Below are 12,328 nucleotides of genomic sequence, written 5' to 3'. Positions count from 1 at the left end.
AAAATATCGAGTTCGCACATCTTGTTGTCTGGTTATTGATTTTTCTCAGAACCATTTGATCACATGACAAGATGTGCATCTACCTTAAATTTATGATTTTTATCAAAATCATTAGGGGATTCCTCAGCACTAGGTATTATTATTGGTCATTCTGTTCTAAGTTGTCAGCGATTTCACGAAGCACCTTAGCCCAGCCTTTTTGAGATTCATTTTTGAAAGGCACGTTTTCAAAACATTGTTTGAGCGAAAAAACTGCTGGTGGGATCTCTGGTGATAAGCACACATTAACTGTACCTGCATGCAACCAAATCATCAATCAACAACAATTGACGGTTTAATAGGCCACGTTAGCCCTTTTGGATCTACTTCCTGGTGCATGATTTTTCCTCTTAGTTGTTTAACTGTTCTGGCACAGCTTCAACAGCAATACTTAATAACGTTCTCTTTAGCTCCCAGAGAGATTGTACGGGCCATGATGCCCAATCTAATGGGTTGCATTCAATTTCTTCACTAAACGTAATTAGACCCGTTCTGGCTCTATTTGGAATGCTGACCTGCGTCGATTTGTACTTTTCAGCAGTCATTCTAGCTGTTTGCCCGTAATAGTAGTAATCAAGTGCAATTTGGGCATTAGCGTTATTCTCAAGGAACTGTTCTAACCTTTCCTGCTGTTCTAACATAACCATTGCACACCCAATAAACAGTTCCTTGTTATCTAACACATCCTGTCTATTGAACTTTGGCTGTCTCGCAGAGGACTCATGCACCTTCCTAGAAACCTTCTTTGCCATTTTTGGTTTAACTTTAGGCTTCTTTTTCTTAGTTGGCCGCAATTGATATCTTGTCATTCCCAGCGAATTTAAACAGTCTTTGCATACTGGCTGAGCTCCGTTCTTCGCAGCGGTGATGTTCCTATAATGAGCTCCGTTACCAGATACAACTTTTCCACAAAGTGATATCTGACGAGATGACTCAATCCGTTTAGACCTTAAAATGCACACCATAATGACTACCTAGACTTTTTCACCGTGCTTGCGCATAAAGCAATATGCAGTTTCTAAATCAGCCTCAGAATGGGTAATTCCTTTATTCATCTGAATGTAAAAACGACATGCCTCAATATCAGAATCAAACTGGTAGATGTTCACGATCAAATTCAACCTTGGGAAAATACCTCCAGATTTTAAGTCTTCCCAATACAGTTCATCAAATACAGCGAATTCACCAGAATGAAACGCCGCAATAGCGGTAAGCCTCTGTAACCCATCTAAGATAAGGGAATCATCCAGCTCTCCCCCCCTGCCTTTCACATCATAAAGCTGTACTTTCGTTTCACATCCACACAAGAGGTTTTCAACGAAACATTGCTGCATGTTTTTCGTCCACTTCTGATTGGAACGCTGAAACTCAGGGGTTAACTTTTCAAGTATCTCATAAGGAGATAAAGCTATCTCCTCTGTTAGCTCTTGCACCAAGCTATTGTAGGCAAGCAAACCACCAACGGGTTTGAATAAGTCTTTAAAGCTAACGTTTACGGAATAATTCGGAGAACGATAAAACGCACTTTGTGTCACTATTTCCTTCAACCGTTCAAGACCTGATTTCATCGTGCGGTCTCCTTCTTTAGTTCTGAAAGTTTGATTTGATAAGCATCATAGAAAAAACACGCCCAGAGATAATTCGCATAGATACGCTTCGCAAAGTTTTTCCCTGGCCTGTCCTTTACGATCTCTTTTGGAAGTGATATTGCGAGACTGTTGTACTCAACCATATCGGAAAGACGACGCTTTACTTCATCGAGGAAAGGTCCAAGCTCAGTAGAGAATGATTTTCTGGAAAGGTCCCACATATATGTCTTAGAAAAATCAAAGTTTTTCAGGTTACGTTTCTGCCACTCAATCACTAATTCATGAAGTTCGGCTTCATATTCCCTTTCACCGGATACCGCTTCGTCTAAATGGTTGGGGCACTGGATTGCTCCAAACCAGACCCCATCTTTTTTGCGCATGGTTTTATTCGGAACATGGCCGCAATGACGGCATCTTGCCATAAACACTTGATCAGGTTTGGGGGTTTGCAAAGAACTCATGTTAACTAAGGGGTAGAATTTCTTTGAGGATACATAGAGCTGATCCCGGAGTTGTTCAAATCGCTCAATTGAATCATGAGAAATATGGCTGTACTTATCTTTCAATTTATCAACGGGTGTAATTCCGATACCACTTTTCGACAGTTGACGACGAACAAAGCCTTCTTCTAGGTTATGCTCAATTTTTGCCACCAGCACCAATAGTTGAAGTTTACGCAACGTCGCGTTGTTGCTTCGGGGCATAAAGCACTGCCATTGCCCCATCTGGACAGCAGTTCCAAACTGATCGTCGTAGACGTCACAGACATCAACGTCATGCCACAGATTTAATCGTTCTTCGCACTTACCCATCGAGTTCAGTGCCTTCCGTCCCATTTGTAATAGAAGCGCTTGGTAGATAGAGTCAATTGCAGAATTCAGCATCTTTTCACTGATTTCGAACACAGGAAATTCTAGTTCTATATTCTCATCCGATTGCAACATACGCTGCTTTTGCATGTAGCCCATAAACATAAATGAAGCTGTCGCTAAAAGACTTGCAGCCTGAATGATCCCATTATGACTGGCTAGATTAACGATTGTTTTGGATGGGTTTAAAGGAAGTCCATCCCAGTACGCTGGTATGGCAAAATCGAGGAACGATGATTTAAGCTTTGTCTCAATAGAAAATGGAGCACAAATCGCACCCTTTACATTACGGTTTGGCTTAATCTTGCGTAACTTCTCACGCATAGCTTTGTAGCTACATTTTACTTCTGGCATTAGTTTTAATGCAGCATGGTTATCAACATGTAGGATATCGTATACCGGGTCCAATAGTTCATGGAGAACTTCGGAAGACTGGTATGGCTCCAATTGATCAGATACATTAACAGCGAAATGGTGGCTAAGGTCGATATCCTTCTCACCACTGTCACTATAAGCCTCTACCTGGACATGATCAGAGATTGTATTAGGAACAGGCATCACTCCTTCATATTCGGCCACACACTCGTTCCAAAGCTTCGCATCAAACTTAATGCCATCACTTAGGATTGATATTTTTTGTTCTTTCTCTTTCTGGGCCGAGATGAACAGAATCTCATTGCGCTTTTGGTTATACAGCTTAGCTATTGCATTGTGCTCTCTACACCATTTGCTGTATTCGCGCTTCAAAAAGGAATGCGCTTCGGCTAGGTTTTTGAACTTTGACCAATATGCCTCTATGTGTGTGGGCTTCCGATCTGTCTTTGTTCGGATGGTGCAACGTGAACGTTTCTGCTTATCCTGATCAATAATCTTGATAGCATTGGGCTCAAAATAACCAACATTCCAATTAGCGGGTAAGACCCCCTGTTTATACATATCCAGGCGAAAGGATAACGCTGAATTAAGCGCGTTATCACTAGATACTCCGGCATTGAAAGACTTTGTTTTTTTACCAATACGTACTTGATATCCAGTAGGCAACTGGAAAACATTTAGGAACTTTTTCATAAAATAACGCTTTATTAAGGTGCCGACGAACACTGTCAGGCACTGGTTTATCAAATTAAACTTATTGCACGGTTCGAGTGGTAGACATCCGTTCATGAAATGCTGCGAGTTGCCAGCCTTCAATCCATGCTGCTTTCGACTCGTGATCATTGTGCGGGTTTTCTGCGTATGGCGTTCCACTTTGATAAGCAAAAGCGCCTTGCTGGAGAACTCGGTGGTAGTCAGCTTCACTCATCGAACTATACACCCTTAGTTCTTTACCCCACACCTCATCACTGTTTGGGTTATATGCCATAACATTGACCTCTCAGCCAGATTACAGAATCATATATTAACCCTGTAAAAAAGTTTTGTCTATCGCTTATACAACGGTCTGTGATCGACTGGCCTCCAATTTTTTCTGGCAGATTTGACTTCGCCTCGAAGAGCCATAAGCTTTTTAAAAAGTGTCTTATCATAGTCCAGCTTCAATACTCGCCCACAACCATAGGCTATGACACCCTGTGCTTGAGGTAGCCAGAATCGCTGAATTAACCCGGTATAAAGTGTGAGCTGGTACTTTTCACGGATTGTTATTCGCCCATTGAACGCTCTGCTTTTAAATTCTCCTGCAATGTATCTAAAACGCAATGGATCAAAAAATACTGCATCAGGGGCTCCGCAGACTCCTCGGCGTTTAATAAACCAAGGCTTTTTCCAACCGCCTATATCAGCCCCCAGCACGATACAGTACCAAGGCATATGGAACTGCCTCTTTATGGACAGCCCTCTGAGAATAACCATCAATAGGCCGATTGACGCCACCAGCAAAAACACTAGTTCCCCAGTCATAACAAATCCCAGTTAATAGCAACCAATATGGCTACAACAATAATCACTAACCACGGTAAAAGACTGTTACCACTTCCTGCTTGGGCGTGAGCCTTTAATCCAGCGTTTGCAGCCTCGGAGTTGTATGCTTGTCCTCTGTGCTGGCAAAATTTAGATGGATCAGCGGCATAGGCGCTTAAATGACTTACGGATACCCAGTTTGAACGCTTTCTTCTCACCCAGCAATTCCTTGTAGTTCTTCAATTGCCTGTTCAGCTGCGTTGATGACAGATAGTGCGTTTTGGGTGTACTCATTGCTAATTTCGCCATCGAGCCCTTCACACCACAAGCCAAATTCCTCCTGGGCAACTTCATCGCTTATACCCGCAGCTCTGAACACCATTAACCAATCTTCAATATATTGATCTACGTGAGCCATACTCGGTTCCTTATTATTGTTTCTTCAATTTAATCGCTTGCATTAGTGTGGTTAGGGCAACCCAAAGCATCGTAACAATGCATACAAACCAAATGATTCCAACAAATATGAGCCATGCTGACTCACTACTTTCTGGTCCATTTGGCATCGTTATTCCTCCCAACGCGGCAGCAGCGATCATAGCTATAAGGCTTAACGCCCAGCGCTTTGAAAAATCTTTAGCGAGTGACTCCCATTCCTCATTTGGGGCTTTAAACCAACAAACCAAACCAATGACTAATGGGCCTATAAAGAAAAAATCCAGCATTACTCCCCCCCCCCTATTTTAGAAACGTACTACCGTTACATCACCGAGCAATACGTCATCAATTCTATCCGGATATAGCTCTCTGGTTTTTTCAACAATTTCAAACGCAGATGAAGTAGGAAAACTCGCTGTCAACTCCAGCTCTGTCAAACTTACCGCCACTCGCTTGCGTCTAATGCTTTGTGAAGGGATGTTTTCTTGGATCAGACTTTTACTATGAACAGCACTCTGGTAATCATCCCAATCAACCACGCTGTAAGACAAACCGCGTTCTATTGGTCTTGTCCAACCAGGTAACACTGATTCCCAAGCGAGTTCTCTTTGTCTCCATTCTGAATCAGTCACATCGTTAGGTTTATCTGTCGAGTTTTGGTAATGATAATCTTGAAATCCAACGTCGATTAAGGATTGGCGATACCCAATATCGTTTTCAACGTAGTACAAACCTAATGTATGTTGTCCCCAGGGAATTAAGCAGACATTAAAAGTGAAGTCCCAATCCGTACTACGAATACCGTCCACCAAAACTTTATGCTTTTCCTCGATAAACATAGTTCTCAGATCTGACAGAGTTTGGCAGCTTCTATCCTTTTGGAGCATGGTTACGTTTGCCGAGATATCTGCATCAAATGCAAGCTTTCTAGCTCCCAGTTTTGCGATGGCTTTTTTGGCCGTATCAACGCAACCAGAGCGCAAGGAGCATAATTTGGTTAGTGCCTGCTCTAACGTTGTATTGCGCAGAATTAACCCATTGTATATCTTAGTGCTCACTTCGAGTTCCCTCACTTCGATCCGGATTTCTCACATTAACCAGTTCAGCTAAGGCAACTCCCGAGGATGCACACCCCCACATAAACATAAGGTCGATAAAGGCAGGATTATCCCCCAGATGAAAAAGGCCACCGGACAAAACCATGAAAAGCCCTATTCCAGAGATCGTTACGATTCGTTCTAACGGGCGAGAATCTTGATTGAGAGGCTGGTGGATGAGAAACCATCGAAGAGCAAAACCAATACTCATACCACCAACAATGAACCCAGGCCATTTCAATTTTGCACTGACTAATGCCAACGAACCCAAGAACGCTATCAAAAAATACAGTCTACGTCGATTCACTGGCCTTCCCCATCACTGCTTGTTTTTTCCCACAAGTGGGCCTTATCAATAACGCTCAAAACAGCACAAATTAATGCGAATCCATTTGCGATAATTAAGAGCTTTTCTGGTAAGTAAAAATTGGTAATCAACTGAATAAAGTTCAGGGCAGCCATAGCTATAAACACGTAAATAAAAAAGCGCTTTACTTTGGAATGCAATTTATAGCCATCTAATGCCACCATTTCGTTTTGTTCCGTCACGACATTTCTCCTGTAGTAAGTGAAAGCTTCTTATCATCGCTAAAGAACATCCATTCTCCGTTAAATCGTTCGGCCAACTCTTTCGCAGTGATATCTCCAGGCATGAACATACAACCAGAAACAGAACCGCTATTCTTTGACAAGTATCGGTTTAAAGCAGACATACCTGCCGAAAGTAATGTGTCGTAGTGGCTATCGTCGTACTGTGAGATCTCCAGAGCTAACTTAACAACGGACTCATTGTGACTAGAATTCAACAAGGCTACGGTTTTTTTCTTGTTTCCCAACAAGTCGCGTACTTTCTCAACTGTTGGTTCATAACCTAAAACCAATTCAATAGATTCAACTATCCGAGCTGTAAACTCTAAGAACGCGGGATCAGACTCTTTTGAAAGTTGTTTTGTAATAACTCTCAGTGCATTGCTCATAGCCAACTCCTGTAATTTTTAGTGTTTTATCAGTATTTCATTTGGTTGGACTTCTAAAGAACCAAGATCGCACTCAAACTGTAATGAGATTCCCTGATCGTGTGCGATGGCTATCATGTACCTAGCCATACAAGAGTGCCTCTTGTGTCCCAAGCTCTACCGTTGCCGCAGCCATCTGCTCACAGAATGCCCGGTTCTTTTGCTCATTCATTATCGGAGCCTCGCTACTTTTTTAGATACAAGGGCAATCATGCCCCTACCTACGCTATATACCAATGGGAGTAATTGCCCTTTTCTGTACAAACTAGCGGGTATTTTCAGGATTGATCAAAGCCAATCGCGCAGACAGACTTGAACTCATTTTTTGAATAGTGTTGTTCAATGTAACAATCAGATTTGAACTCGTAACGTTTATTAGCGACTTGCTAACCCCATAAAATTCTGGATATTTTTCAGGGTTTAGGTTTTCTAAATGAGCAACCAGTCGCATTGCTTCACCTTTGCTCATACAGCTCAGGTTTATCACATGGGCTTTTGCTATAACGTGTAGCAACTTATCTTCAAAGTCCCGGTAAAATTTGCTTTCTTGCTTCAATTCTGAATCCATTATCAGTACATCTCCTATTACTCATTGACCTTGATTGCGAACACGCTAACGGGAGCATCACCAAAATGAGGGTGAGTAATAACCATCTCCTCAAAACCTTTCCACGGTCGAACTAAAATCTTCTCGGTATCCCCAGATTTTGGATAGCCAAGCTTGATATGCACCTCATCATACTCGCGACCCTCCAGACGTTTCCGCCAGTAATCCGTTTGAAGACGATATTCATACTTCTTTTCCCCGGTTTGCATTTGTCTGAAATACAGAGCTTTCACAGGGAGATGAAGAACTTTCATTTGAGACCTCCAAAAAACTAAAGGAGCTACCTCCTCAATATTACAGCATCACTTTATAATGCTTATAAAATTTTAAAAGTCTACAGGCATAAAAAAGCCCCGGCGCAATGCCAGGGCTAATTTGAGGTTGGATATTACAATCAGAGCTTTCCGTGCCGCAAGATGAACTTCTCACGGTCCAAAATACCCCAGTCCGTTATCATATAGTAGCCTGTAGCTCCTCGCTCTCCCCTCGATTCACGGATGAATATAATTTTCATATCAAACTCATCACGAAGCATCGCCAGTTGGCGTTTAATAGTGGACTCAGGAATCTTGGTCTCTGAATGGAGATCGTGCAAGCTGGGCTTATCTAACTTAGACAGCGCATTTACCAGTTCAAACTTGCGACTCATATCCTGAGATAACTTCATTCCATACTTACCTTACTCAACGCTTACGAGCTCGATGTCAGTCACCGCTACTTTTATTGGCTTTACTTCCTTTTTCTCACCAACAAGAGTCTTAACCCAAACCACATTTGGTTCAGTAGCAATACGATCTGTCATCAGTACACCACGCTTATTTTCACTCTCACCGATAATATTCACGGTGATGACTAACTTACGTGGGTCAGCCCCTTTCCAGTCTTTACCTTTTGCAAGAGGAGGTTCAATGCCTTCTTCTTCGGCATCATCGGTTGCATCATCACTTTCATCAACCTGCTTATCACCCGGCGCGTTTGTATCGCCTTGAGATGAAGCATCATCAGAAGTAAATTCCTCTCCCGTAGCTTGATGAACAACATTATCGCCCGTTGTATCATCAGAACTTTCCACATCACTTTGTGTAAAGTTGCCACCCTTCTCTTCACCCAATTCTGAGTCAGAATTCGAATTATTATCCTGCTCAGAGTTATTGGTTACTGCACCATCTTCATTTGAAGTTGGTTCATCACCATTCTTGATACGTTTTGCATCATTCAACAACTCACGACTTTGCTTACGTGTCATGCCATCACTCATAGCAACGGCACAGACAGCCCGGCATCGCTCTTCATTCAGTTCGAATAGCAAACGTAAGTTATTGAGTGTTTCCGTATCAGCTGTAATGTCATTATCGTATAATTCTCGAACGCAGTCAGGCATTTTTAATAATGAAAGGTGCGTTGAAACAAAAATTGTGTTCTTACCGATACGTTTTGCAACGTCTTTTTGCTGCCACCCATTATCAATGAATACTTGTAAAGCATTAGCAATTTCAAGTGCAGCCAAATCATCGCGCTGAATATTCTCTATCAATTCTCCCGCTGTTTCGTCCAAGTCCGTTTGTTCTTTTTCGTTAACAACGATGTCAATTGTTGGAATATCTTTGGCTTTACATGCTCTCCAGCGACGTTCGCCTTTTTGAATGACATATTTGCCGTCTTCATTTTTCGGGTAGACCACAATCGCGGATTGCTGGCCTTCTTCCAAAATTGAATCACCCAGTTCCTCGATATTACGGAACCGTTTACGAACCTGTTCTTTTGAAATAACTTCATCAACAGGAACCGTCAGAATTACCTTACCATCTGGCTGCTTTTTTTGGGCGGCTTGAGCTAACTGGTTGAGGTTTTTTAGGTTATTTAGTTTCATCTTAACCTACCTTCTCTACAATCTCGTCCAGCACCGCTCGCACTTCTTTTGCTGCTACATGACCATAGCGAAGAGACCATACTGGAACTCCATCTGTAGTTGCAGAATCAAGCGGTGGACGGTGTTGAATAATGTTACTAAAGATCAACTCTGGGATAGCTTTTTTCAGCTCAGTAAACGATTTGTTGTGGTTCACTGAACGATCCATATCATTGATGACAATGCCCAGGATTTCTAAGTTTTGATTGTGCTGTTGCTGAACACCGATAATGGTCGTCAGCAAGCCCTCTACACCATCAACCGCAAAGCCAGATAGTTTTACAGGACATACAACATGCGTCGCAATCATCAGTGCAGCAACCAGCTTACGGCCAAGACTCGGTGGGCAATCAATCAACACGTAATCATAGTCTTTGATTAGTTCTTTTAAGTGTCGAGCTGGGTTCATTGCTTGTTCCAATGGCACTGCCTCCATCTCAAACAAATCCGGATCGTTTTTGGGCGTGTAAATCAAATCAACACCACATGGACACTCCGTTACTTGAATGCTTGAGCAGTTATCAAGGAACAATTCAGCTACTTTAGTACCGCTATATACTGGCTCGTAGCTGCCATCTTCCAACTCCACACGAGGAGCCAAACGTGAAGATGTATTACCCTGACCATCGAAATCCAGTACCAGGACTTTTTTCTTTTTTTCTGCCAAATCGAAGGCTTGCTGGATACAGATAGTACTTTTACCCACGCCTCCCTTCTGATTGGCATAGGCGATAGCTTTTGCCATGTTTACCTCGCTCTCCGATTGCAAATGAGATTCCTAGTGACGAAACATCGCCACTTTCACATGTGAAAGATTCTAACACTCACTTTATGATACTGCAATGTCATATCGTGGTACTAACATAACAATTACAGATAAAAAAACGGCCTCAAAGGGCCGCGAGAAAAATCATCAATGTTTAGGTGAACTGTATCGACAGAACAATGTGCATCCTGTCTCAATCCAATATTACCTTGCGCTTGTTTTTTTCGGTTAGCAAGTCTTCTTTAGTTTCTTGGTTCTGGATTGGATTATTGTCAGCCAAATCCTCAATAGCTACTGGGCTCTCTGAAATTACTGGGCGTCTAGACCTGACGTAATACTCCCTTGCTAGTTCAATATCAGCGACAGGATGCAAAAGTTAAAGTTTGATCATTTTTAAGGTGCATTGTTACCAGAAGCACTGTGGAAATGACAAAGTTTGTTCAATCTCTAGCAAACTTTTGGACAGAAATGAGTTATTCACAACTTATAGTTGACTTATGCGTATGAGATTCAGATAGCGCTTCCTTCATCCTAAGTCGAGCAGAAAATAACGCTCCATAAACACACTCATCTTTTCATACAAACTTAATATGACCCGCTGTTGATTTATATCTTTCGGGCTGTATTATTACGCTCCGTAAATTCAGTCTTATTACATAAATAGTCGAGTTATCATGAAAAAATCAATCTTACTTTCGAGCTGTTTGTTCATTTCTTTTTTATCGACCGCTTCAACATTGAACGACTCGCTCTATTCTATAGAACAACGCACCTTGGGACGCATAGGCGTATCAGTTTTAGATTCAACGGATCAACAATGGCACTATAAAGGGAATGAAAGGTTCCCTATGATGAGTACATTCAAGACATTAGCATGTGCAAAAATGCTACAGGACTCTGATAGAGACATTTTAGATATAAGTACAATGGCGCCAGTAAAATCCGATGAACTAATCGCTTGGTCACCAATAACAAAAAACATGGTTGGCAGTTCAATTACCATTGAAAATGCTTGTGAAGCTACGATGAAGACTAGTGATAATACTGCTGCAAACATAGTCTTAAAGCACATCGGAGGCCCACAGGGTGTCACTGCTTTTCTACGTTTGATCGGAGATAAAGTAACTCAATTAGATCGTTTTGAACCTGAACTAAACCAAGCCAAAGCTGATGACCTACGTGATACAACGACGCCAAATGCGATGAATAAGACCCTATATCATATTTTATTCGAAGATGTATTAGCTCAAAATTCAAAAAAACAACTTAAGGAATGGATGCAAGGGAACACTGTTTCCGATTCTTTACTCCGTTCTGTTTTACCAAAAGGGTGGTCTATTGCAGATCGTTCTGGTGCAGGAGCTAACGGTTCGCGCGGTATTACAGCAGCAATTTGGACTGACGAGCGCGAGCCATTAATCATTAGCATCTACCTGACACAAACCAACCTTTCTATGCCAGAACGTAATCAAGTTATTAATGAAATTGGTAAGGCTATTTTCGAAGAGTATGCTGTAAAATAACTAGATGAGATTGTCATACTGTTGACAATAGATATGCCGTAGAGAACAAAATGGGGTTGTACGGCATATTGACCACCTTCGTTGCTTGGCTATAACTCATTTTGGGGCATTTTTGAGTTGGAAAATGCCACGGGTAAAAATTCATCCGGTGAAGGTTTTGGACAGAAATGCGTTAGCAATTTTTCGTTTTAAGTAACTTATGGATTACTTCGTGCATAGAAAAGTCACCTAGCTAGCGCCACACCACTAATTATGAAAACATAACGAACTCACCAAAATTGAATCTAGCACTTGGATAACTAGGCTCAATGATTATTGAACGGGTGTAACAGCACAAAGCTACTTGGTAAGAATACTTCTAATGAAGGTCACACTGTTAGTAATTGAAAAGCACTAATGCCATGTTCCGTGTGTTAAGCTGATAATTCTACAGTTTATAGATGCTTACTCCCGAATTCAACTGCGAAGTGCGACACTCTCCAATATCAAGCAGCCAATGTCATTTCTTTAAAGACAATCGCTGGTTGCTTGAAGTCTAAACACTTTTTCGGTCGATAATTTATCCGTGATACAGCG

At 41.7% G+C, this 12,328-nt stretch carries 16 protein-coding genes; 1 reads left to right on the top strand and 15 read right to left on the bottom strand.

The window, feature by feature from the left end; all coding sequences use genetic code 11:
• Positions 1 to 389: 389 nt before the first annotated feature.
• The 15 genes from K5Q92_RS22645 to K5Q92_RS22575 form a co-directional block, all read right to left on the bottom strand.
• On the bottom strand, positions 390 to 791 hold the full coding sequence (locus tag K5Q92_RS22645) for a hypothetical protein (RefSeq protein WP_220771100.1): 402 nt from the start codon (positions 789 to 791) through the stop codon (positions 390 to 392).
• A gap of 222 nt (positions 792 to 1,013) precedes the next feature.
• The gene (locus K5Q92_RS22640; protein ID WP_014386695.1) at positions 1,014 to 1,607 is read right to left on the bottom strand and encodes a hypothetical protein; all 594 of its coding nucleotides are present in this window, start codon (positions 1,605 to 1,607) and stop codon (positions 1,014 to 1,016) included.
• Complete coding sequence (locus tag K5Q92_RS22635) at positions 1,604 to 3,565, bottom strand: hypothetical protein (RefSeq protein ID WP_014386694.1); 1,962 nt, start codon at positions 3,563 to 3,565, stop codon at positions 1,604 to 1,606. Before K5Q92_RS22635 ends, K5Q92_RS22640 begins: the two co-directional genes overlap by 4 nt.
• A gap of 61 nt (positions 3,566 to 3,626) precedes the next feature.
• Positions 3,627 to 3,860, bottom strand: a complete 234-nt coding sequence (locus K5Q92_RS22630) for a hypothetical protein (protein ID WP_014386693.1) — start codon at positions 3,858 to 3,860, stop codon at positions 3,627 to 3,629.
• Between the two features lie 59 nt (positions 3,861 to 3,919).
• Complete coding sequence (locus K5Q92_RS22625) at positions 3,920 to 4,396, bottom strand: hypothetical protein (protein WP_046224213.1); 477 nt, start codon at positions 4,394 to 4,396, stop codon at positions 3,920 to 3,922.
• A 214-nt stretch (positions 4,397 to 4,610) separates the two neighbouring features.
• Positions 4,611 to 4,814 (bottom strand): hypothetical protein, encoded by a 204-nt coding sequence (locus K5Q92_RS22620; RefSeq protein WP_014386690.1) that lies wholly within the window; start codon positions 4,812 to 4,814, stop codon positions 4,611 to 4,613.
• A 13-nt stretch (positions 4,815 to 4,827) separates the two neighbouring features.
• Positions 4,828 to 5,121 (bottom strand): hypothetical protein, encoded by a 294-nt coding sequence (locus K5Q92_RS22615; protein WP_032073016.1) that lies wholly within the window; start codon positions 5,119 to 5,121, stop codon positions 4,828 to 4,830.
• Positions 5,122 to 5,139: 18 nt separating this feature from the next.
• The gene (locus tag K5Q92_RS22610; protein ID WP_046224215.1) at positions 5,140 to 5,892 is read right to left on the bottom strand and encodes a hypothetical protein; all 753 of its coding nucleotides are present in this window, start codon (positions 5,890 to 5,892) and stop codon (positions 5,140 to 5,142) included.
• 342 nt (positions 5,893 to 6,234) lie between these two features.
• Positions 6,235 to 6,480, bottom strand: coding sequence for a hypothetical protein (locus K5Q92_RS22605; RefSeq protein WP_014386686.1), 246 nt, complete (start codon positions 6,478 to 6,480; stop codon positions 6,235 to 6,237).
• Positions 6,477 to 6,908, bottom strand: coding sequence for a hypothetical protein (locus K5Q92_RS22600; RefSeq protein WP_046224216.1), 432 nt, complete (start codon positions 6,906 to 6,908; stop codon positions 6,477 to 6,479). Before K5Q92_RS22600 ends, K5Q92_RS22605 begins: the two co-directional genes overlap by 4 nt.
• 304 nt (positions 6,909 to 7,212) lie before the next feature.
• On the bottom strand, positions 7,213 to 7,515 hold the full coding sequence (locus K5Q92_RS22595) for a hypothetical protein (protein WP_014386683.1): 303 nt from the start codon (positions 7,513 to 7,515) through the stop codon (positions 7,213 to 7,215).
• A 17-nt stretch (positions 7,516 to 7,532) separates the two neighbouring features.
• A complete protein-coding gene (locus K5Q92_RS22590; protein ID WP_014386682.1) occupies positions 7,533 to 7,808 on the bottom strand; it encodes a hypothetical protein in 276 nt (91 codons plus the stop codon).
• A 140-nt stretch (positions 7,809 to 7,948) separates the two neighbouring features.
• Entirely contained in the window at positions 7,949 to 8,221 is a 273-nt protein-coding gene (locus K5Q92_RS22585; RefSeq protein WP_014386681.1) for a helix-turn-helix domain-containing protein, read from the bottom strand.
• 12 nt (positions 8,222 to 8,233) lie between these two features.
• On the bottom strand, positions 8,234 to 9,424 hold the full coding sequence (locus tag K5Q92_RS22580) for a KorB domain-containing protein (RefSeq protein WP_014386680.1): 1,191 nt from the start codon (positions 9,422 to 9,424) through the stop codon (positions 8,234 to 8,236).
• 1 nt (position 9,425) lies between these two features.
• A complete protein-coding gene (locus tag K5Q92_RS22575) occupies positions 9,426 to 10,208 on the bottom strand; it encodes a ParA family protein (RefSeq protein WP_041154764.1) in 783 nt (260 codons plus the stop codon).
• Positions 10,209 to 10,903: 695 nt separating this feature from the next.
• Here K5Q92_RS22575 and K5Q92_RS22570 point away from each other — a divergent pair.
• Positions 10,904 to 11,752: a GMA family class A beta-lactamase GMA-1 gene (locus tag K5Q92_RS22570; protein ID WP_012774820.1), complete on the top strand. Its 849-nt coding sequence runs from the start codon at positions 10,904 to 10,906 to the stop codon at positions 11,750 to 11,752.
• The last annotated feature ends 576 nt before the right edge of the window (positions 11,753 to 12,328 follow it).

The organism is Shewanella sp. MBTL60-007, assembly GCF_019654915.1.
In the GTDB taxonomy this organism is placed as follows: Bacteria; Pseudomonadota; Gammaproteobacteria; order Enterobacterales; family Shewanellaceae; genus Shewanella.
The sequence above is the reverse complement of the archived record's forward strand: the minus strand, read 5'-3'. Positions and strand labels throughout refer to the sequence as shown.

Excerpts from the sequence above, each read along its gene's own strand:
- K5Q92_RS22645 (WP_220771100.1), bottom strand. The coding sequence starts at position 791 with ATGGCAAAGAAGGTTTCTAGGAAGGTGCATGAGTCCTCTGCGAGACAG.
- K5Q92_RS22640 (WP_014386695.1), bottom strand. The coding sequence starts at position 1,607 with ATGAAATCAGGTCTTGAACGGTTGAAGGAAATAGTGACACAAAGTGCG.
- K5Q92_RS22635 (WP_014386694.1), bottom strand. The coding sequence starts at position 3,565 with ATGAAAAAGTTCCTAAATGTTTTCCAGTTGCCTACTGGATATCAAGTA.
- K5Q92_RS22630 (WP_014386693.1), bottom strand. The coding sequence starts at position 3,860 with ATGGCATATAACCCAAACAGTGATGAGGTGTGGGGTAAAGAACTAAGG.
- K5Q92_RS22625 (WP_046224213.1), bottom strand. The coding sequence starts at position 4,396 with ATGACTGGGGAACTAGTGTTTTTGCTGGTGGCGTCAATCGGCCTATTG.
- K5Q92_RS22620 (WP_014386690.1), bottom strand. The coding sequence starts at position 4,814 with ATGGCTCACGTAGATCAATATATTGAAGATTGGTTAATGGTGTTCAGA.
- K5Q92_RS22615 (WP_032073016.1), bottom strand. The coding sequence starts at position 5,121 with ATGCTGGATTTTTTCTTTATAGGCCCATTAGTCATTGGTTTGGTTTGT.
- K5Q92_RS22600 (WP_046224216.1), bottom strand. The coding sequence starts at position 6,908 with ATGAGCAATGCACTGAGAGTTATTACAAAACAACTTTCAAAAGAGTCT.
- K5Q92_RS22595 (WP_014386683.1), bottom strand. The coding sequence starts at position 7,515 with ATGGATTCAGAATTGAAGCAAGAAAGCAAATTTTACCGGGACTTTGAA.
- K5Q92_RS22590 (WP_014386682.1), bottom strand. The coding sequence starts at position 7,808 with ATGAAAGTTCTTCATCTCCCTGTGAAAGCTCTGTATTTCAGACAAATG.
- K5Q92_RS22585 (WP_014386681.1), bottom strand. The coding sequence starts at position 8,221 with ATGAAGTTATCTCAGGATATGAGTCGCAAGTTTGAACTGGTAAATGCG.
- K5Q92_RS22580 (WP_014386680.1), bottom strand. The coding sequence starts at position 9,424 with ATGAAACTAAATAACCTAAAAAACCTCAACCAGTTAGCTCAAGCCGCC.
- K5Q92_RS22575 (WP_041154764.1), bottom strand. The coding sequence starts at position 10,208 with ATGGCAAAAGCTATCGCCTATGCCAATCAGAAGGGAGGCGTGGGTAAA.
- K5Q92_RS22570 (WP_012774820.1), top strand. The coding sequence starts at position 10,904 with ATGAAAAAATCAATCTTACTTTCGAGCTGTTTGTTCATTTCTTTTTTA.